The sequence below is a fragment of the Geodermatophilus saharensis genome, assembly GCF_900188205.1.
Lineage (GTDB): Bacteria > Actinomycetota > Actinomycetes > Mycobacteriales > Geodermatophilaceae > Geodermatophilus > Geodermatophilus saharensis.
This window is the reverse complement of the sequence record NZ_FZOH01000002.1, coordinates 220,612-238,980: the sequence shown is the minus strand read 5'-3', so window position 1 is coordinate 238,980 and position 18,369 is coordinate 220,612. Positions and strand designations below refer to the sequence as shown.

21 protein-coding genes, 1 tRNA gene and 2 pseudogenes are annotated in these 18,369 nt (G+C 71.8%); 12 read left to right on the top strand and 12 right to left on the bottom strand.

Annotated elements, in window-relative coordinates; translation table 11 throughout:
- Window positions 1–2 precede the first annotated feature (2 nt).
- Complete coding sequence (locus CHC04_RS24465; protein ID WP_089402877.1) at window positions 3–317, bottom strand: YtxH domain-containing protein; 315 nt, start codon at window positions 315–317, stop codon at window positions 3–5.
- 140 nt (window positions 318–457) lie between these two features.
- On the opposite strand from CHC04_RS24465, the gene CHC04_RS05400 reads away from it, so the two are divergent.
- The 3 genes from CHC04_RS05400 to CHC04_RS05390 all read left to right on the top strand — a co-directional run bounded on the left by CHC04_RS05400 (window position 458) and on the right by CHC04_RS05390 (window position 2,931).
- Window positions 458–530, top strand: a tRNA-Asn gene (locus tag CHC04_RS05400).
- Window positions 531–1,604: 1,074 nt separating this feature from the next.
- Entirely contained in the window at window positions 1,605–1,814 is a 210-nt protein-coding gene (locus CHC04_RS05395) for a hypothetical protein (RefSeq protein WP_141233690.1), read from the top strand.
- Window positions 1,815–1,950: 136 nt separating this feature from the next.
- Complete coding sequence (locus tag CHC04_RS05390) at window positions 1,951–2,931, top strand: hypothetical protein (protein WP_089402875.1); 981 nt, start codon at window positions 1,951–1,953, stop codon at window positions 2,929–2,931.
- Between the two features lie 58 nt (window positions 2,932–2,989).
- On the opposite strand, the gene CHC04_RS05385 is transcribed toward CHC04_RS05390, so the two are convergent.
- Window positions 2,990–3,352, bottom strand: coding sequence for a DUF6578 domain-containing protein (locus CHC04_RS05385; RefSeq protein WP_089402874.1), 363 nt, complete (start codon window positions 3,350–3,352; stop codon window positions 2,990–2,992).
- A 276-nt stretch (window positions 3,353–3,628) separates the two neighbouring features.
- On the opposite strand from CHC04_RS05385, the pseudogene CHC04_RS05380 reads away from it, so the two are divergent.
- The 4 genes and pseudogenes from CHC04_RS05380 to CHC04_RS25485 form a co-directional block, all read left to right on the top strand.
- Window positions 3,629–4,747, top strand: a pseudogene (locus CHC04_RS05380) (IS110 family transposase); the annotation flags it as partial.
- 64 nt (window positions 4,748–4,811) lie between these two features.
- Window positions 4,812–5,102 carry a transposase gene (locus CHC04_RS25490; protein WP_089402872.1) on the top strand — a complete coding sequence of 97 codons (291 nt, stop codon included), beginning with the start codon at window positions 4,812–4,814 and terminating at the stop codon, window positions 5,100–5,102.
- Window positions 5,103–5,162: 60 nt separating this feature from the next.
- Window positions 5,163–5,975 (top strand): IS3 family transposase, encoded by an 813-nt coding sequence (locus tag CHC04_RS05370; RefSeq protein ID WP_089402871.1) that lies wholly within the window; start codon window positions 5,163–5,165, stop codon window positions 5,973–5,975.
- Window positions 5,976–6,063: 88 nt separating this feature from the next.
- Window positions 6,064–6,219, top strand: a pseudogene (locus CHC04_RS25485) (pentapeptide repeat-containing protein); the annotation flags it as partial.
- 141 nt (window positions 6,220–6,360) lie between these two features.
- On the opposite strand, the gene CHC04_RS23405 reads toward CHC04_RS25485, so the two are convergent.
- Complete coding sequence (locus CHC04_RS23405) at window positions 6,361–6,558, bottom strand: hypothetical protein (protein ID WP_141233689.1); 198 nt, start codon at window positions 6,556–6,558, stop codon at window positions 6,361–6,363.
- Between the two features lie 149 nt (window positions 6,559–6,707).
- Between CHC04_RS23405 and CHC04_RS05360 the strand changes: the two genes are divergently transcribed.
- A complete protein-coding gene (locus tag CHC04_RS05360) occupies window positions 6,708–7,697 on the top strand; it encodes an IS481 family transposase (RefSeq protein WP_089403341.1) in 990 nt (329 codons plus the stop codon).
- On the opposite strand, the gene CHC04_RS05355 is transcribed toward CHC04_RS05360, so the two are convergent.
- Window positions 7,694–8,506: an exodeoxyribonuclease III gene (locus tag CHC04_RS05355; RefSeq protein ID WP_089402869.1), complete on the bottom strand. Its 813-nt coding sequence runs from the start codon at window positions 8,504–8,506 to the stop codon at window positions 7,694–7,696. The two genes, CHC04_RS05360 and CHC04_RS05355, sit on opposite strands and share 4 nt — an antisense overlap.
- Before the next feature lie 257 nt (window positions 8,507–8,763).
- Between CHC04_RS05355 and CHC04_RS05350 the strand changes: the two genes are divergently transcribed.
- On the top strand, window positions 8,764–10,344 hold the full coding sequence (locus CHC04_RS05350; RefSeq protein WP_245817004.1) for an LCP family protein: 1,581 nt from the start codon (window positions 8,764–8,766) through the stop codon (window positions 10,342–10,344).
- A 105-nt stretch (window positions 10,345–10,449) separates the two neighbouring features.
- Window positions 10,450–11,076, top strand: a complete 627-nt coding sequence (locus CHC04_RS05345; protein ID WP_089402868.1) for an FMN-dependent NADH-azoreductase — start codon at window positions 10,450–10,452, stop codon at window positions 11,074–11,076.
- 9 nt (window positions 11,077–11,085) lie between these two features.
- On the opposite strand, the gene CHC04_RS05340 is transcribed toward CHC04_RS05345, so the two are convergent.
- From CHC04_RS05340 to CHC04_RS05330, 3 genes are read right to left on the bottom strand one after another with little or no spacing between them, the layout of a single operon-like run.
- Window positions 11,086–11,535 (bottom strand): MarR family winged helix-turn-helix transcriptional regulator, encoded by a 450-nt coding sequence (locus tag CHC04_RS05340; RefSeq protein WP_089402867.1) that lies wholly within the window; start codon window positions 11,533–11,535, stop codon window positions 11,086–11,088.
- A 35-nt stretch (window positions 11,536–11,570) separates the two neighbouring features.
- Entirely contained in the window at window positions 11,571–11,963 is a 393-nt protein-coding gene (locus CHC04_RS05335; protein WP_089402866.1) for a VOC family protein, read from the bottom strand.
- On the bottom strand, window positions 11,948–12,244 hold the full coding sequence (locus CHC04_RS05330) for an ArsR/SmtB family transcription factor (RefSeq protein ID WP_089402865.1): 297 nt from the start codon (window positions 12,242–12,244) through the stop codon (window positions 11,948–11,950). Before CHC04_RS05330 ends, CHC04_RS05335 begins: the two co-directional genes overlap by 16 nt.
- Window positions 12,245–12,361: 117 nt before the next feature.
- Between CHC04_RS05330 and CHC04_RS05325 the strand changes: the two genes are divergently transcribed.
- Window positions 12,362–12,577 carry a hypothetical protein gene (locus CHC04_RS05325; RefSeq protein WP_089402864.1) on the top strand — a complete coding sequence of 72 codons (216 nt, stop codon included), beginning with the start codon at window positions 12,362–12,364 and terminating at the stop codon, window positions 12,575–12,577.
- A gap of 93 nt (window positions 12,578–12,670) precedes the next feature.
- The gene (locus CHC04_RS05320) at window positions 12,671–12,871 is read left to right on the top strand and encodes a hypothetical protein (protein WP_089402863.1); all 201 of its coding nucleotides are present in this window, start codon (window positions 12,671–12,673) and stop codon (window positions 12,869–12,871) included.
- 54 nt (window positions 12,872–12,925) lie between these two features.
- Here CHC04_RS05320 and CHC04_RS05315 read toward each other — a convergent pair whose 3' ends face one another.
- From CHC04_RS05315 to CHC04_RS05295, 5 genes are all read right to left on the bottom strand, one after another.
- Window positions 12,926–14,137, bottom strand: a complete 1,212-nt coding sequence (locus CHC04_RS05315; RefSeq protein ID WP_089402862.1) for an acyl-CoA dehydrogenase family protein — start codon at window positions 14,135–14,137, stop codon at window positions 12,926–12,928.
- A gap of 136 nt (window positions 14,138–14,273) precedes the next feature.
- Entirely contained in the window at window positions 14,274–14,711 is a 438-nt protein-coding gene (locus CHC04_RS05310; RefSeq protein WP_089402861.1) for a DUF4383 domain-containing protein, read from the bottom strand.
- A 212-nt stretch (window positions 14,712–14,923) separates the two neighbouring features.
- Window positions 14,924–16,570 carry a carbamoyltransferase family protein gene (locus tag CHC04_RS05305; protein WP_089402860.1) on the bottom strand — a complete coding sequence of 549 codons (1,647 nt, stop codon included), beginning with the start codon at window positions 16,568–16,570 and terminating at the stop codon, window positions 14,924–14,926.
- Between the two features lie 126 nt (window positions 16,571–16,696).
- Window positions 16,697–18,088 carry an amidase gene (locus tag CHC04_RS05300; RefSeq protein ID WP_089402859.1) on the bottom strand — a complete coding sequence of 464 codons (1,392 nt, stop codon included), beginning with the start codon at window positions 18,086–18,088 and terminating at the stop codon, window positions 16,697–16,699.
- A gap of 4 nt (window positions 18,089–18,092) precedes the next feature.
- The gene (locus tag CHC04_RS05295; RefSeq protein ID WP_089402858.1) at window positions 18,093–18,293 is read right to left on the bottom strand and encodes a hypothetical protein; all 201 of its coding nucleotides are present in this window, start codon (window positions 18,291–18,293) and stop codon (window positions 18,093–18,095) included.
- Window positions 18,294–18,369: the final 76 nt, after the last annotated feature.

Sequence of the window (18,369 nt, the reverse complement as noted above, 5' to 3'; positions counted from 1 at the left end):
GCTCAGCCGACCGGCGGCGGGTCGGCGGGCAGCGCCGTCAGGTCGGGGGCCTCGGTGGTGGTGGCCGGGGGCAGCGTCGTCGTGCCGGTGCTGCGGGCCGGGGCCGGCTCGGGACCGGTGTCGCGGCCCATCTTCGACTTCACCGAGCTGACGACGTCGTCGGCGCGGGCCTGGGCCATGCCGGCCAGTCCCTGCAGCTGCGGGTTGTCCTTGGCGTCCGACCACAGGCCGAGGATCTGCTCGTAGCGCTCACGGCCGGCCTTCGCGCCGAGGACGTAGCCGGCACCGAAGCCGAGGAGGAAGGAGAGCTTGGCCACGGGGGACCTCCGTGTTCGAGACGTGAACGACCGGGTGATCACGCTACGGGCGGACGCCACCGTCCGCGATCGGAGGAGCCCGCGCAGGACGCCGCAGGCCGTGCGGTACTCTCGACGGGCGCGCGGGCCACGCCCGCCCGTCCCCCGTAGCTCAATTGGCAGAGCATGCGACTGTTAATCGCAGGGTTATTGGTTCGAGTCCAATCGGGGGAGCAGAACCGCAGGTCAGCGGCCTGACGCGGTGTGGGCCCGGGGCCTGCGACCAATTTACGACCAACAAGCGACTGGGCCGGCCCGTCCGCTGGGGCGGCAGACACCGGCTGCGGCGTCGGCGGTCGGCGCGTCGGCGGGGGTGTGGTGGCGTTCCAGCGGTCGAGGACCGCGAGCCGCCGGCTGGGGTTGCAGCTCGCCACCGCCCCGGGCGCGGAGGTACACGGCGGTACGCGGGAAGGTGCCGGTCTCCGCGGCAGTCGTGCGGCTCCCGCAGGGAGCCCGGGTGCCCCAATCGAGCCCGTCGGCACACCTCCGCGACGCTGGCTGGCGTCTGTGACCACCGATCGAGATTCACCACACCGGCGTCGCTGGACGGGTCGACGCGGCACTCACCCAGCGGGCGGATGAAGGCGGTCCTGAGCGGTGCAGTCACCGGTGCCGACGAGTCGTTCCTCCCGACCCACCGGGGTGACACCGCCGGACCAAACCCTGTCGGCCGTAGGCCGGCGCATGGACCCTGCACACCGTGGTCCACCAAGCGTCGACGTCGTTGCCGTACGACAACCTCGAGCGAGCCACCGCCGGGCTGCGCGCCGAACTACGCCACCGGGTGCTCGACGCCGGCGACCCGGGATTGCCGGACTAGTCGACACTGTCAGTGATCGGCCCCGAGGTTGCCGCCGATGCACGTGGCCGGCCCTGGTTCACCTGGACCGCCACAGTGGCAACCCGCCCGACGTGCGCCTGATCCTCAGCGTTTGACTGCATCAAGGGAGCTGGGTCGCACACCCCACGCCACCGTCCGCAGCCCGTGTCGAGTTTCAGCGCCACCTTCTGGGGTCGGTGTCGCCCACGCCGTGCTCGTGTGGCTAGTCGGAGGTCGCCCGGATCGGCCGTCGCCAGCGCTCTCACGGTGTCTCTGAGGGCGGCTTTAGGGACACCAAGCGGGGCTCAAGTTGACGGTGCGCGTTCGCTGCGGCCACAGTGATGATCATGGAAGGGGCTCAGGACCATTCCTCGCGGAAGCGATACGAGGCTGGGGCGGGGCACCGGCAGGCGGAAAACGAGTCATGGATGCAGCGTTGGTTCGGGGTGCCGCTCGGACGAACGGTTCTGTTGACGCTGCCGGAGATGTTGACGGCCTTCCTGGTCGGCTTGTTGTTCGACGGATGGCTTCGCGGTCTGGTTATCGCCGCCGTCCTGCTGGCGGTCGTCCTGGTCGTCCGCGTCTGGGCCCGGCGGCGGTATGGCATCACGAGCGAGCGGCCACCTCTGTCGTCCTGACCTGATTCCAGGTGTCCCGAAGTGGGCCGCTCAGGGACATTTGTCGCAGCGACGCCAAGTGCGTGTCATCGCGGCCTAAGCGGCGGCAGGCAAGGGGCAGCCGAGGAGATGTCGCGTTCACTGAGAGGATAGGTAGATGTCGGAGACGTACGACTTCCGCGTCAGGGCGACCTTGGGCGACACCACCCGTATCGACTCCGATCTAAGTGAGCTCTTGCTCGAAACCGACGGCGGCATCACCGTTGCCATTCGGACTATGGCTGATCGGCCGTTCCGTGACAGCAATGAGATACAGCTCCGGGGCAGCGGCTATGCCGACGAGACAGAGGCACGGACCGCGGGCGAGACGTGGCGTGACGCGGTCACTGTCGGATTTGCGCGTGTCCAGCTTGCAGCGGACTTCAGGGAGCGTGCGCCCCGAGGGTTCATCGCGCCGGCCCACCTCGACGAACTCCGTGCGGCCCATCCTGAGGTCCAGCAGTACAACGACGACCCTGGCGTGCTGGTCTTTCCATCGGCTCCGCCAGCGCTGTTCCATCGCATCGAGGCTCGGGGCGTCGTGGTCAAGCGCGGTGAGCAGGTCGCGGCCATGGTGAAGGAGGCTCATGAACGCGGACTTGGAGTGAGCGACGTCCAGCGTTTGGCGTTTGACCTTTGGAGCGCTTCCTTTTCTCTTTCGGTGGCCGATGCGCGCTTCGTCATGCTGACCATGGCCCTGGAGACGCTCATCGAACAAGTCGACCGTCCGCTGGCCGTCCAAGAGCAGCTCAAGAAGTTGGTTGTCAGCGTTGAGGAGGCCGGCTTGCCGGAGGGTGACGCAGCTTCACTAGTCGGCGGCCTCCGAGCGCTCCGCCAGGAGTCGGTCGGCCAGGCGGGGCGACGCCTCAGCACGGCTCTCGCTGACCGCCTTTACCTCGGCATGCCGGCGCTGAAGTTCTTCAGCTATTGCTACGGCCTGCGCAGCACGCTTGTCCACGGCGCCCATCCGCGGCCAAGTCGCGACGAGGTTGACTTGGCCGCTGCTCACTGGAGCGATTCGTCGGTGACCTGCTTGCACGGGAACTTCTCGACGTTCCGCTGTAGTGAAATACGGCGACGACCCTGTGATCAGAATTGAGTCGCTACCTCCCAAAGTGGGCCGCTATGGGACGGCAGCCAGGCTGGGCTGGGGACTGCTAGCTCGACGTCCGAACGGTTACCAGGAAGTCCAGGCTGTCGGATATGATGACGTCATCGGTCCACGGATCTTCGAGGTGGCCGTCGTCGTCATCGTCGAAGCCCCGCAGCGCTCGCCCGCCCGGTATGCGGAGGACTGACTGCGCGGTCCCGTCCTCCCGGACCACCTGAACCTCGATCACCCGTCCGTGGACCCGCTCATCGGCTGTGACGGTGAGTCCACCGTGGTGCGATTCGGCGAGACGCATCTGGCCGTCCGGCCCCGCATAGCGGATGCATCGGAAGTCGACGAGCTGGTTGCGTTCGATGGCTTCCCCGCAGCACTCGTGCTCCCAGTCGCCTACCTCCACAACGACGTCCACCGCTGCAACCTATGCCCCGCTGCCCTGTCCCTAATGGGGCTGCATCCGGTCGCTTCTGGAGCAGGATCGGGTGTCCGAGCCGCCGGCGGGTGAGCACTGTGCGTCCCGGGTCCGAAGGTCGAGGCCCACGCTTAGATCGTGCCTCCGCCGGTGTGCGAGGAGGAGCCGATGGCCGGTGGGATGTCGTGCCGTGCGAGCACTGATCCATTAGGTCGCCACTGCCTTCTCCTCCAGGCTCCGGGCAGGTGATGCCGATCCGGAGGAGGCCATAGCGCGGTGTTGTTCATCGGAGATGACTGGGCCCAGGCCCATCACGACATCGAGCTCGTCGACGAGTCCGGCAGCCGGCTGGCCCGCCGGCGGCTGCCCGAAGGGGTCGAGGGGCTGGCGGCGCTGCACGCGCTGGTCGCCGATCACCTGGATGAGGACGCCGAGGCCGATCAGGTCGTGCTCGGCATCGAGACCGACCGCGGGCCGTGGGTGCAGGCCCTGATCGCCGCCGGTTACACCGTCCACGCGGTCAATCCGCTGCAGGCCGCCCGCTATCGCGAGCGACACGCCACCTCCGGCGCCAAGAGCGATCCCGGTGATGCCCATGTGCTGGCCGAGCTGGTGCGGCTGGACCGGGCCCATCACCGCACCGTGGCCGGGGACTCCGCGATCGCCGAGCACGTCAAAGTGCTCACCCGCACCCACCAGTCGATGATCTGGTCCCGGCAACGGCAGACCAACGCGCTGCGCTCGATGCTGCGCGAGTTTTACCCCGGCGCACTGGCCGCCTTCGCCGACGATCTCGACGGCCGTGACGCGCTGGCCATCCTGGCGATCGCTCCCTCACCTGAGGCAGGCCGCCGCCTCTCCCTCAGCACGATCACCGCGGCGCTGCGGCGAGCCGGGCGGCAACGCAACCTGCAGGCCACCGCCGAACGCATCCAGGCCGCGCTGCGCGCCCCCCAGTTGGAGGCCCATCCCGGTGTGGTGAGCGCCTACACCGCGGCGGTGCGCTCCCTGGTCGCGGTGATCGGCGAGTTCGTGGTGCAGATCGAGGTGCTGCGGGCGGAGGTGGAGGCGGGTTTTGGCCGGCACCCGGACGCTGAGATCTACCTGAGCCAGCCCGAACTCGGGCTGGTCCTGGGCGCCCGGGTGCTCGCCGAGTTCGGAGATGACCCCACCCGCTACGCCGACGTCCGCGGGCGCAAGAACTACTCCGGCATGGCCCCAATCACCCGCGCCTCGGGCACCAAACGGATCGTGCTGGCCCGCTTCGCCCGCAACAGGCGTCTCGCCGACGCCCTCTACCTGCAGGCCTTCACCGCGCTGACCGCCTCACCCGGCGCCCGGACCTACGACGACCGGCACCGCGCAGCCGGTGCCACCCACCACCAGGCACTGCGGGAGCCTGACCCGGTTTCCCGGACACCTGATCTGAGGCGAGGATCGCCTCGGAGAGGAGTCCTGGATGCCTGCAGCCAAGCCGCCGGAGTTCCGCCGCAGAGCGGTGGAGCTGGCCCGTCGGCGGGAGAAGTCGATCGCCGAGATCGCCCACGATCTGGGGATTGCGGAGTCGTGCCTGCGGCGGTGGCTCGAGCAGGACGACATCGACACTGGCCGCGCCGAGGGACTGAGCACCGATGAGCGGGCCGAGCTGGTCCGGCTGCGCCGGGAGAACCGGGTGCAGGCGATGGAGATCGAGATCCTCAAGCGGGCCAGTGCCTACTTCGCCCGGGAGGCCTTCCCCGGCCCAAAATGATCTACCGGCTGGTCCACGAGCTCGCCGCGGACGGCATCGACGTCGCGGTGGCCTGCCGGGGTGCTGCGGGTGTCCCGTTCGGGCTTCTACGAGTGGCGCGGTCGGGCGCCCAGCGCCCGTGCTGTCTCCGACGAGCAGCTCACTGCCACGATCGCCGAGGTGCATGTCGCCTCTCGCGGCACCTATGGCGCTCCGCGGGTGCACGCCGAGCTGCGCCTCGGGCTCGGGCTGGCCTGCGGGCGCAAGCGGGTGGCCAGGCTGATGCGCACCGCCGGGCTGGCCGGCGTCTGTCATCGCCGCAAACACCGCCGAGCCGGACCGGCGCCGGTGGTGCACGCCGACCTGGTGCAGCGCCGGTTCATCGCCGACGCGCCGGATCGGCTGTGGGTGACCGACATCACCGAGCACCCCACGACTGAGGGCAAGATCTACTGGGCCGCCGTGCTCGACGTCTTCAGCCGCACCGTCGTCGGCTGGTCGATCGCCGACCACATGCGCGCTGAATTGGTCGTCGACGCCCTGGAGATGGCCCGCTGGCGGCGCCGCCCACCGGCCGGCGCCGTGGTCCACAGCGACCGCGGATCGCAATACACGTCCTGGATCTTCGGCCACCGACTGCGCGCCGCCGGGCTGCTGGGCCCGATGGGCCGGGTCGCCTCCAGCGTCGACAACGGCCTGATGGAGTCGTTCTGGTCGACCATGCAACGCGAACTGCTCGACCGGCAGCGCTGGGACAGCAGGGCCGATCTTGGATCAGCGATCTTCGAGTGGATCGAAGCCCTTTACAACCCCCGCCGACGCCATTCCGCGCTCGGCTACCTCAGCCCCGTGCAGTTCGAGGAGCTTCACACCGCCGCACTCACCGCGGCATGATCACCCAACCCGACATGTCCGGAGAACCGGGTCAGGCTCCGTGAACGATGAACGCCCCATCAATTTATAGTGCACCAACCTCACCGGTGCTTCCTCTTCTAGGGCCAACCTGAGAGGCGCCGCCCTCCCCGGAGCGAAGCTGACCGGTGCCATGCTTGTCGAGGCGAACCCAAACCGGCACGGAACTCAGAGCGGCGACCCTGACCGTCGGGGCACTCAGCGAAGAACAACTGTCATACGCTAAGAACAGGAATGCGCAACGTCTTCTTAGGGAGCACTGCCACTGTAGTGGAGGTCCAGGCTCCCCTCTTTCGCGGGAGCCACTGGCGCAGGACCCCTCCCCTCAGGACAGGCTAGACTATTCGTTTCCCGCCATTCCAACGGCTCACTCGCCAGGGATTAACGTATCAATCAATGCGCCAGGCACATTTGTCAGGGGCTCCCCCGCTGTTACCTGACTGACAATAAGACTTCCGGCTACGGCGAGAGTGACACCGTAGGCGGCAATCCAGCGCGTATCCCTGAGTCGCAGGTAATCGATAAACTCCCATCGCTGGCGCTCCACCTTCTTCAGAGTCTTCACGTCGATGATGAGGCCTAGGTGTACTGACCGGAGACGTTGGTCGCGGGCGTGTGACCACGGGATCTGATTGACGGATCTTGTGAGGGAGGACCTCCGGGCGTGGAGTGGAGCTGCTGAAGGCGACCACTGCCACGACACCGGAGGTCCTCGTGCTCCACGCTAATGCCGCGCTGACTCCGCGCCAGCGGCTGCGGATGGCCCGGCTCATCGTCGAGGAGAAGTGGCCGGCGACGCGGGCCGCCGAGCGCTTCGGTGTCTCGGCGACCACCGCCCGGCGCTGGGCCGACCGCTACCGCGCCGAGGGCACCGCCGGCATGACCGACCGCTCCAGCCGCCCGCACTCCAGCCCGGCCAAGACCGACCCAGCGAGGACGAAGCGGATCGTGTCACTGCGGTTGCGCAAGCGCTGGGGCGCGCACCGGCTGGCCGCCGAGACCGGCGTGGCGCCCTCCACCGCCGGCGCGGTGTTACGCCGCTGCGGCGTCAGCCGGCTGTCCCGGCTCGAGCGCCGCGAGCAGGCGCCGGTCCGCTACGAACACCTCGCACCCGGCGAGTTGCTGCACGCCGATGTGAAGAAGCTGGGCAACATTCCCGCCGGCGGCGGCTGGCGCTTTGTGGGTCAGCGGGCCGGCAAGGCCAACCGGCACCTCGATGGCGGCCGCGCCCGCAACCGCTACCGCAACCCGCTGATGGGCCACGGCTTCATCCACGTCGTCCTCGACGACCACTCCCGCACCGCCTACGCCGAGATCTGCGAGGACGAGACCGGTCCGACCGCCGCCGGCGTGCTGCACCGAGCGGTGGCCTGGTTCGCCGCCCGCGGGGTCACCGCCCGCCGGGTGCTCACCGACAACGGCGGCTGCTACCGCAGCCACGATTGGATCACCGCCTGCAGCCAGCTGCGCCTCACGCCCAAGCGCACCCGGCCCTACCGGCCGCAGACCAACGGCAAGGTCGAACGCTTTCACCGCACCATGACCGCCGAGTGGGCCTTCGCCCAGCTGTTCATCAGCGAGGCCGACCGCCGGGCGGCCTTTCCTGGTTGGCTGCACACCTACAACCACCATCGGCCCCACACCGGCATCGGCGGCCACCCGCCCATCAGCCGCCTGACCAACCTCCCCGGTCAGTACAGCTAGCTCTCGCGGTCGGCCAGCTCGACCACCACGGGGGCGTGGTCGCTGGCGCCCTTGCCCTTGCGCTCCTCGCGGTCGATCAGCGCGCCGGTGACCCGGCCGGCCAGCTGCGGCGTCCCGAGGACGAAGTCGATCCGCATGCCCTCGCGGCGGGGGAAGCGCAGCTGCGTGTAGTCCCAGTAGGTGTAGACCCCCGGGCCCGGCGCCAGCGGCCGGACGACGTCGGCGTACCCGGCCTCGACGACGGCGCGGAACGCGGCCCGTTCGGGCTCGGACACGTGCGTGGAGTGCGCGAAGACGCTCGTGTCCCACACGTCGTCGTCCTGGGGGGCGATGTTCCAGTCACCGACCAGGGCCACCTGCGCGGCGGGGTCGGCGGCCAGCCAGCCGCCGGCGGCGGTGCGCAGCGCGGCGAGCCACTCCAGCTTGTAGTCGTAGTGCGGGTCGCCCAGCTGCCGGCCGTTGGGCACGTACAGACTCCACACCCGCACCCCGCCGCAGGTGGCGCCCAGCGCCCGCGCCTCCGCGGCGGGCTCGGCATCCTCCTTGGCCGCCCACGTCGGCATGCCGGGGAAGCCCACCTCGACGTCGCCCAGCCCGACCCGGGAGACCACCGCGACGCCGTTCCACTGCGAGTAGCCGACGTGGGCGACCTCGTAGCCGAGCTCGCGGAAGCGCTCCTCGGGGAACTGGTCGTCGCGGCACTTGGTCTCCTGCAGCGCCAGGACGTCGACGTCGCGGCGCTGCAGCCAGGCGACCACCCGGTCGGCCCGCGTGCGGATGGAGTTCACGTTCCAGGTGGCGAGGCGCACGACCCCCGAGCCTAGGAGCGGGTGGTCCTCCCGGCTTCCGCACCCGGGTCGCTGCTCACCCACCGCACACCTGCGGCGACGCTCCGGACCGGCCCGGCTGCGGGGGAGACGCAGCTCACCCCGCGTCGGGTGGCTCCTGCCCCCACGGGGTACGGAGAGCCCGTGCGCGCCTGTCGTGAGTGGGACCATGGACGGATGACCGTGGCCCGGACGAGCGGAGTCGACGGGAGCGGGCCCGGCCCGTCCCGGGTACGCCCGTGACCGACGACTCCGACCTCACCCGCCCCATCGGCGACAAGCCGGCCCTGCCTCCCGTGCCGCCCGGCGGCCGGGGGCGCAGTCGCCGGCACGAACGGGCGGGGTCGCGGTCGCTGCCCGCCGTCCTCGGCCTGACCGCCCTCAACGCCCTCCTCCCCGGCACCGCCTTCCTCGCCACGGGACGGCGCCGGATCGGTGCCCTCGTGCTCCTGGTCGCCGCGCTGCTCGTGGCCGGCGGCGTCTGGCTGGCCACCGGGGGCCGGCGCACCGCGGTGCGCCTGGCCGTCGACACCAACCAGCTCGCCTGGCTGGTCGGCGGCATCGCCGTGCTGGCCCTCGCCTGGATCGCGGTGATCGTGACCGGCTACCGCGCGCTGCTGCCGCGCCGCAGCAGCCGCCCCCGGCTCGTGGTCGGTGCGGTGCTGGTCGCCGCGCTGGTGGCGGCCGTCGCCTACCCGGCCTACCGGGTCGGCACGGTGGCCGTCGCCCAGCGCGGCCTGCTCGACGGCGTCTTCGCCAGCGACCGCCGGTCGGCCACCGTCATCGACACCCCCGACCCCTTCGGGGACAAGGAGCGGGTCAACGTGCTGCTGCTCGGCGGCGACGGCGGTGAGGGGCGCGAGGGCGTGCGCACCGACACCGTCATCGTGGCCAGCATCGAGACCGCGACCGGCGAGACGACGCTGTTCAGCCTCCCGCGCAACCTGGAGAACCTGCCCTTCCCGGCCGACAGCCCGCTGGCCGCCCTCTACCCCGACGGCTTCGAGTCCGGCAGCGAGAGCGAGAGCCTGCTCAACGCGGTCTACCGCAACGGCCCCACCGACCACCCCGACGTCCTCGGGCCGACCGACGACCCCGGGGCCGACTGGCTCAAGCTCGGCATCGGGGAGGCCCTCGGGCTGCCCATCGACTACTTCGTGCTGGTCAACCTCGACGGGTTCAGCCGGCTGGTCGACGCCCTGGGCGGCATCACGGTCAACGTCAACTACTACGTGCCCATCAACGGCGAACCGACGCTGGGCATCCTCCCCGACGGCTACATCGCCCCCGGCCCGAACCAGCACATGGACGGCGCGACGGCGCTGCACTTCGCGCGTGGCCGCTTCGGCCTGAGCGACTACGACCGCATGGCCCGGCAGCGGTGCACGATCGACGCGATCATCGAGGCGGCCGACCCGATCACCCTGCTCGAGCAGTACCAGGAGCTCGCGGCCACGACGCAGGACATCGTCAGCACCGACATCCCGCGGGCGGCGCTCGACGACTTCGTCGACCTCGCCTTCCTGGTCAAGGACGCCGAGGTGCGCAGTGTCGTCTTCGACACCAGCCTGATCGACCCCGCCTACCCCGACTACGACCGGATGCGGCAGATCGTCCAGGAGACGCTGAGCCAGACCCCGGCACCCACGCCCGCCCCCGCGCCGGGGACGAACGCCGCGGGGGAGGTGCCCGACGGGTCGCCGCCGCAGCCGCAGGAGGGTGCGCCGCCGGCCGCCGACGTCGCGGACGCCTGCGCCTACGACCCCGCCCAGGCCGAAGCCGCGCTCGCCGAGGGCGAGCCGCCGACCCGCCAGGGCTGACGACCGCCCGAGGGGCGTCCGGCTCGCTCCTCGGAGGGGCTTGTGCGTGCGCACGCATATGACCATACTGTGTGCGCACGCACGCATCCCCCGAGAGGATCCCCGATGTCCACCCTCCTGCACGTCGCCGCCTCGCCCCGGGGCGCCGCCTCCGAGTCCCGCGCCCTCGCTGCGACCTTCCTCGACGCCTTCACCGAGACCCACCCCCACGTCCCGGTCGAGACCCTCGACCTGTGGGACGGCACGCTGCCCGCGTTCGGGCCCGCGGCCACCGAGGCCAAGATGGCCGTCTTCGCCGGCCGGGAGCCGTCGGGTGAGGGGGCGGCGGCCTGGCGGGCGGTCGAGGCGACCTTCCGGTGGTTCGACTCCGCCGACCGCTACCTGTTCAGCGTCCCGATGTGGAACGCCGGGGTGCCCTACGTCCTCAAGCAGTTCATCGACGTCGTCAGCCAGCCCGGGATGCTCTTCGGCTTCGACCCGGCGACCGGCTACCGCGGCCTGCTGACCGGCAAGCGGGCCGCGGTCGTCTACACCAGCGCCGTCTACGGGCCCGACCGCGGACCGGCCTTCGGGTCGGACTTCCAGAGCACCTTCTTCACCGACTGGCTGCGCTGGGCCGGGATCGAGGACGTCACCGAGATCCACCTTCGCCCCGACCTCGTCGCCGACGACGTCGACGTCCGGCGGGCGCTCGCCCACGCGCAGGCACGCGACGCCGGCAAGGCGTTCTGAGCCCACGGGTCAGGTGCGCGGCGGTTCCTCGGCCGCGAGCACCCGGCCCAGGGCCCGGGCCAGGGCGGCGACCTCCTCGTCGTCGAGGTGGCGGGTGAAGTGCTCCTCGATGCCGGCGAGGTAGGCCGGGGCGGCGGCGCGCAGCCGTTCCCGGCCCTCGTCGGTGAGGACGGCGAACAGCGAGCGGCGGTCCTCGGGGTTGGGCTCCCGGCGGACCAGGCCGGCCCGCTGCAGCTCGTCGACGACCCGGCTGACCCGCTCCCGGCTGAGCACCACCCGGCTGCCCAGCTCGCTCATCCGCAGCCGCCGGCCGGGGGCCGCGTTGAGCTCGAGCAGCACGTCGTACCAGGCCAGCGGCAGCTGGTGGGCCGCCAGCGCCCGCTCCAGCCGGGGCAGGACGGCGGCGTGGACCCGCAGCAGCAGCGCCCACGGGAGCACGCGGTCCCCCGGCTCCGGCACGGGAGGACCCTAGGGCATGTCCGGCCGGCGCCGGCTCAGGCGGCCGGGGCGCTCGCGATCTGAAGCAGGTTGCCGCAGGTGTCGTCGAAGACGGCGGTGATCACCGGCCCCATCTCCAGGGGCTCCTGGGTGAACCGCACGCCGAGGGCCTTGAGCCGCGCGGTCTCGGCGTGCACGTCGGCGACCGTGAAGGACGTGTAGGGGATGCCGTCGGCCACCAGCGCCTCCTTGAACGGCCGCGCCGCCGGGTGGCCGTCGGGCTCGAGCACCAGCTCCACGCCGTCGGGCGCCTCGGGCGAGACGACGGTCAGCCAGCGGTGCTCCCCCAGCGGCACCTCCGTCCGCTTCACGAAGCCGAGCACCTCGGTGTAGAAGCGCAGCGCCTTGTCCTGGTCGTCGACCAGCACGCTGGTCAGGGTGATCCGCACGGGCCCTCCTCCGTGTCGAGCCGCCACCGCTCGACGATGGCGCGCAGGGGCGAGGTGTCCAGGTGGTGGAACTTGTAGCGACCCTCCCGCCGGGTCCGCACCAGGCCCGCCTGCTCGAGGACCTCCAGGTGCTGGGAGACGGCCTGGCGTGACGAGCCCACCCCGTGCCGCTGGATCAGCCGGGTGCACAGCTCGAACAACGTCTGGCCGTCCCGCTCCTGCAGCTCGTCGAGCAGTGCGCGCCGGGTCGGGTCGGCGAGGGCTCGGAACACGTCGCCCACGCCGGGACGATACGCAAGTTCCTGCTTGCCTGTCGAGCCCCGGCGCGCCGGCCGCGGACGTCTGGTTGGCTCGACGGACAGGCCGCGGCGGAGCGCCGGGCCGGGAGCGGAGGCGAGATGGCAGGCACCCCGGCACCACGGGACGACGACGGGCGGTCGCGGCGCCGGCGGCTGGTGGCGCTGCTCGTCCTCGGCGTCGGCGTCGTGCTGCTCGTGTCCGCGTCGACGTGGTTCGTCGGGCAGCGCGGCGGCGTCGGGGCCGCGCAGCTGTCCGTGGGCGTCCTCCTGCTCGCCGTGAGCGCGTTCCTGTTCGGGCGGTCCCGGCCCCGCTGAGCGCCGTGTCCGTCACCGCCGTCCGGTTGCCGCCGCGGGGTGAGGCGCACCACACTCCGGGAGGATCGGCGGTCCCCAGAACGGAGGAAGCGCGTGAAGCTGGACAAGCAGGAGCTGGTGCGGGTGCTGCGCACCGAGGGCGACAACGACACGGCCGACAAGGTCGAGGCGCAGCTACCCGACGACATCGACACCGACCGGGACGGCGACGCGCTGGCCGGCGTGGGACTCGATCGCACGCAGCTGATGGCCAAGCTCGCCGGCGGGGGGTTCGGCTCGAGCCTGACGCCCTGACCCCGGGCACGCGACGGGGCCGGCACCACGCGGTGCCGGCCCCGTCGTCGTTCGTCAGCCCACGTAGGGGCGCTCGCGGGCGAGCTCCTCCTTGGCCACCGACCGCAGGTGCACCGCGTCGGGCCCGTCGGCGATGCGCAGCGTGCGGGCCGCGGCGTAGAAGCGGGCCAGCGGGGTGTCACCGCTGACGCCGGCGCCACCGTGGACCTGGATGGACCGGTCGATGACGTCGCAGGCGACGTTGGGCGCGATCACCTTGATGGCGGCGATCTCGGTGCGGGCACCCTTCGCCCCGTACTTGTCGATCAGGTCGGCGGTGCGCAGCACCAGCAGCCGGGCCTGGTCGATCTCCATCCGCGAGCGGGCGATGGTCTCCCGGACGGTGCCCTGCTCGGCCAGGGGGCGGCCGAAGGCGACCCGCTTCTGCGCGCGGTCGACCATGAGCGCCAGCGCCCGCTCGGCCATGCCGAGTGCGCGCATGCAGTGGTGGATGCGGCCGGGACCGAGCCGGGCCTGGGCGATCATGAACCCGTCGCCCTCGCCGGCCAGCAGGTTCGACGCCGGCACGCGGACGTCGGTCAGCCGCAGCTCGGAGTGGCCGTGCTGGTCCTGGTACCCGAACACCGGCAGATGGCGCAGGATCTCCAGGCCGGGGGTGTCCCGCGGCACGAGGATCATCGACTGCTGGCGGTGCGGAGCGCCCTCGGGGTCGGTCTTGCCCATGACGATGAAGATCTGGCAGCGCTCGTCGGCGGCACCGCTGGTCCACCACTTGCGGCCGTTGATCACGTACTCGTCGCCGTCGCGCACGATCGAGGTTTGGATGTTGCGGGCGTCGGAGGAGGCGACGTCGGGCTCGGTCATGGCGAAGGCCGACCGGATCTCGCCCTCGAGCAGCGGCTCGAGCCAGCGCTGCTTCTGCTCGGGCGTCCCGAACAGCATCAGCGTCTCCATGTTGCCGGTGTCCGGGGCGCCGCAGTTGGTCACCTCGGGCGCGATCACCGGGGACCAGCCCATGATCTCGGCGACCGAGGCGTACTCGAGGTTGGTCAGCCCCCCGAGCTCGTGGTGGAAGAGGTTCCACAGGCCCCGGGCGCGGGCCTCCTTCTTGAGGTCCTCGAGGACCGGCGGGTGGGCGTGGTCGTCGTGGCCGCGGGCGGCCCGCCACTCCTCGTAGACGGTCTCGGCGGGGAAGACCTGCTCACGCATGAAGTCCCACATCCGGCCGCAGACGTCCTCGGCTCGGGCGGAGAGGGCGAAGTCCATGTCTCGGAAGGTAGACCGCTGGGTGACCGGCGTCGCACCGGGGGGCGAGGTCCGGGACGACGGGAGCCGGGCCCCGCCGCGGTGGCGGGGCCCGGCTCCTGGTCGTCCGGCACGGTGCCGGACGGGAACGTGCCGGTCACACGCGCGAGGGGCGCGCTGCGGTGTTCACCGGTCCCAGCGCCATCACCAGGCCGACGACGGCGGTGGCGATGTGCAGCACGTTGTCGGCGGCGTTGATGTTGAGGAAGTCCCAGTCCTGGCCGATCGCGATCAGGCCGTAGACGAACGCCGCGCCGTAGCCGACGGCGAGCAGCCAGCCGTAGGTGCGCGCGCCGGCCAGCGTGCGCGACAGGGCGATCCCGGCCAGGCCGATCACGATGTGCACGATGTTGTGCAACGGGTTGATCATGAAGATCAGGAGCATCTCGTCCTGGCTGTTGTCGGCGAAGGCGTCGAAGCCGGTGACGAAGAAGCCGACGATGCCGACCAGGAGGTAGACCACCCCGAAGGCGAGCGCGAGCGCCTGGGGCCAGGTCATGCCCTGCCGCGCGCCGGTGTTCCCTGCAGATGCCATGGTGCTCGTTCCTCCGCGTGTGTCGTGCGCCGCCGTCGTGGCGGGTGCTGGGGGTTCCGGTACCCGGCGGCGGCGACCCGGCAACGACGCTCCCCCCATCAGGGGACCGTCGTTACCGGATCGTCACCGTCGTGGTCCGGCGTGCTCCCGGACTTCGCAGGAGGGGGCCGTCCCGGTTCGCCTCTCGCCCGGACGGGGGAGAGGTGGACCGCTCAGGGGCGCGGCGTGGGGCGCGGCCGGCGGACGACGAAGGGGCCGATGGCGAGCAGGTCGACCGGCGCAGAGCCGAAGCACTCGAGGGCGTCGCGCGGGTCGTCGACCATCGGCCGCCCGGCGGTGTTGAGGCTGGTGTTGACCACGACCGGCAGCCCGGTGCGCCGCTCGAACGCCGCGATCATCCGGTGCACCAGCGGCTCGGTCCGCGGGTCGATGGTCTGGATGCGCGCGGTGCCGTCGACGTGGGTGACCGTGGGGATGCGGTCGCGCCACTCCTCGGCGACGTCGTGCACGAAGAGCATGTAGGGCGAGGGGATCGGCCCGCGGCCGAAGATCTCCGGCGCCCGCTCCAGCAGCACCATCGGCGCGACCGGGCGGAACTGCTCGCGGCCCTTGACGTCGTTCATCCGCTCGAGGTTGGCCTCGAAGCCCGGGTGCGCCAGCAGCGACCGGTGGCCGAGCGCGCGCGGGCCGTACTCGCTGCGGCCCTGGAACCAGGCGACGATGCCGTTGTCGGCGAGGACCTCCGCGACGGCCTCGGCGACGTCGTCGGGCCGCTCGTAGTCGATGGCCGCGGTCTGCAGCCACCGCTCGATCTCGTCGTCGCCCCAGCCGCGGCCCAGCGCCGCCCCCGGCATCGGCTCGGTGCGCTCGCCGAGCTCGTGCGCGACGTGCAGGGCGCTGCCGAGCGCGGTCCCGGCGTCGCCGGCGGCCGGCTGCACCCAGACCTCCTCGAAGGGGGTCTCGGCCAGGATGCGGGTGTTGGCCACGCAGTTGAGCGCGACACCGCCGGCCATGGTCAGCGTCTTCTCGCCGGTCTGCTCGTACACCCAGCGGGCGAGGTCGACCAGCACCTCCTCCAGCCGGGTCTGCACGCTGGCGGCGAGGTCGGCGTGCGCCTCGGTCCAGTCGTCGCCCTTGCCCAGGCGGGGCGCGAACTCGGTGAAGTCGATCCGCTCGGTGACGAAGCCGCCGTCGCCGGTGGGCCGGATGAGCTCGGACAGCTCGCCGAGGAAGCGCGGCTTGCCGTAGGAGGCCATCGCCATGACCTTGAACTCGTCGGAGCTGCGCAGGAAGCCCAGGTGGTCGGTGAGCTCCTCGTACAGCAGCCCGAGGGAGTGCGGCAGCGCCTGCCCGGCGAGGACCTCCAGCTGCCCGTCGACGTAGCGGCCGGCGAGGTGGCTGTGCGCCTCGCCGCGGCCGTCGAGCACGAGCACCGCGTTGTCCCGCTGCGGGGCGGCCTTGCCCGCCGAGGCGGCGTGCGCGACGTGGTGCTTGACGAAGCGGACCTTGGCGGGGTCCAGGCCGGGCAGGGCGTGGGCGAGGAAGTCCGGCGCCATCTCGGCGTACCGCTTGCGCATGGTGTCGCCGTCGTCGAAGAGCCCGGAGTCCTCGGGGGTGCCCATGAGTGCCGGGTCGAAGGAGTAGGCCACCGCGTCGAGCTCCTCCGGGCGGATGCCGACCTCCCGCAGGCACCACGCGGCCGACAGCTCGGGCAGCTCCCAGGCGCTCCAGGGCAGGGGGCGCTTGCCGTGCTTGCGCCGGCTGAAGCGCTCCTCCTCGGCCGCGGCCACGACCCGCCCGTCGACGACGAGCGCCGCGGCGGGGTCGTGGTAGATGGCGTTGATGCCGAGGACCTTCACGTGCGCACTCCTCCCGCCCGGGCGCCGCGCCCGGGTCCTCGGGTGATCATCGCCGCGGTGCGGCCGCCCCGCAGGGCGAGCACCCGAAGCGGTGGTGCCGTGCAGCCGCTGTGCGGGGCCCCGCGGCTACAGGGGCGGGCGCCGGCTCGTCCAGTCCGTCGCCGACTCGTAGGCCTGTCCGATGCGGAGCACGCCCGCCTCGTCGAAGGGCCGGCCGATGACCTGCAGCCCCACGGGGAGCCCGGCCGAGGTGAAGCCGCAGGGCACCGACAGCGCCGGCAGGCCGGTCACGTTGCCCGGGGCCGAGTGGCCGACCCAGGCGTCGATCACCGACTTCCGGGCGCCGCCGGGGAAGGTGAACGCCTCCTGGCCCACCTCCGCGGCGGCGGTGGGCAGGGTGGGGCAGACCAGCGCGTCGAGGCCCTCGAAGGCGTGGCGGAACGCCTGCTGCACCAGCGTGCGGACGCGCAGGGCCTTGATGTACTGCGTGGCGAGCACCGTCTCCCCGGCCTCGAGGAGCACCCGCACGTCGGCGGTGTAGCGCTCCCCGGACTCCCGCAGCATCTCCTGGTGGTAGGCGCTGGCCTCGGGGATGACGATCCCGAACTCGACGGCCATCATCTGGCCGGCGTACGGGATCTCCACCTCCCGCAGCCGCGCCCCCTGGGCCTCCAGGACGGCGATCGCCTCCCGGACGGCCGCCTCCACCTCGGGGTCGACGTCGTCGAAGAAGTAGTTGGTCGGCACGCCGAGCGTCAGGCCGCGGACCCCGGCGTCGAGGTCGCGGGCGTAGTCGGGCACCGGCTCCTGGACCGATCCGGGGTCGCGGGCGTCGAAGCCGGCGACGGCCTGCAGGGCCAGGGCGGCGTCGCGCACGGTCCGCGTGAGCGGCCCGGCGTGGTCCATCGACCAGCACAGCGACGTGATGCCCGCGCGGGAGACCCGGCCGAAGGTGGGTTTGAGGCCGACGGTGCCGCACACCGACGCCGGGATGCGGATCGAGCCGCCCGTGTCGGTGCCCATCCCCAGCAGGCACTCCCCGGCGGCCACCGCGGCCCCGGACCCGCCGCTGGAGCCACCCGGCACGCACCCGGTGTCCCAGGGGTTGCGCGTCGTCGGGGTGAGCACGCCGTAGGCGAACTCGTGGGTGTGCGTCTTGCCCACCACGACGGCGCCGGCGTCACGGAGCCGGGCCACGCAGGCGGAGTCCTCCGTCGGGTGGTGGTCGGAGCGGACCGCGGAGCTCGACGTCGTCGGCAGGCCCACGGCGTCGTAGAGGTCCTTGATCCCCACGGGGATGCCGTGCAGCGGCCCGCGGTACCCGCCGCCGGCGATCTCCTCCTCCGCCCGGCGGGCCGCCTCCAGCGCCTGCTCGGCGGTCACGACGACGAAGGCGTTGAGCCGGTCCTCGACCTGCTCGATGCGGTCGAGCGCGGACTGCACGAGCTCGACCGGGGACAGCGTCCGCTGCTCGATCTGCCGGGCGGCCTCGGCGACGCTCAGCTCGTGGGGCTGCACTCCCTCACCGCCACCGCGCGTCGAACGCCGAGGCGGGCGGGGTCTCGCCGACCGCGACGTCGTCGAGGCTGTCGTAGAGCCCCAGGACCATCGTCACGGCCGGACCGGCCACGGCCCGCCGGTCCTCCGGGAGCTCCAGGCGGGCGTGGGCGAGCAGCTGGTCGAGGACCTCGTCGCCGAGCGGCGACCGTGGTGTCGAGGCCATGAGCCACCTCTTCCGGTCGGGGCGGTGCTGTGACGCACAGCATGCCCCGGTGCCCGGGTCGCGGGCAGGTCGTCCG

Coding starts and splice junctions, on each gene's coding strand:
- CHC04_RS05310 (WP_089402861.1), bottom strand. CDS start 14,711: ATGGCATCTGCAGGGAACACCGGCGCGCGGCAGGGCATGACCTGGCCC.
- CHC04_RS05315 (WP_089402862.1), bottom strand. CDS start 14,137: ATGGACTTCGCCCTCTCCGCCCGAGCCGAGGACGTCTGCGGCCGGATG.
- CHC04_RS25490 (WP_089402872.1), top strand. CDS start 4,812: ATGCCTGCAGCCAAGCCGCCGGAGTTCCGCCGCAGAGCGGTGGAGCTG.
- CHC04_RS05325 (WP_089402864.1), top strand. CDS start 12,362: ATGGCAGGCACCCCGGCACCACGGGACGACGACGGGCGGTCGCGGCGC.
- CHC04_RS05345 (WP_089402868.1), top strand. CDS start 10,450: ATGTCCACCCTCCTGCACGTCGCCGCCTCGCCCCGGGGCGCCGCCTCC.
- CHC04_RS05390 (WP_089402875.1), top strand. CDS start 1,951: ATGTCGGAGACGTACGACTTCCGCGTCAGGGCGACCTTGGGCGACACC.
- CHC04_RS05395 (WP_141233690.1), top strand. CDS start 1,605: ATGCAGCGTTGGTTCGGGGTGCCGCTCGGACGAACGGTTCTGTTGACG.
- CHC04_RS05295 (WP_089402858.1), bottom strand. CDS start 18,293: ATGGCCTCGACACCACGGTCGCCGCTCGGCGACGAGGTCCTCGACCAG.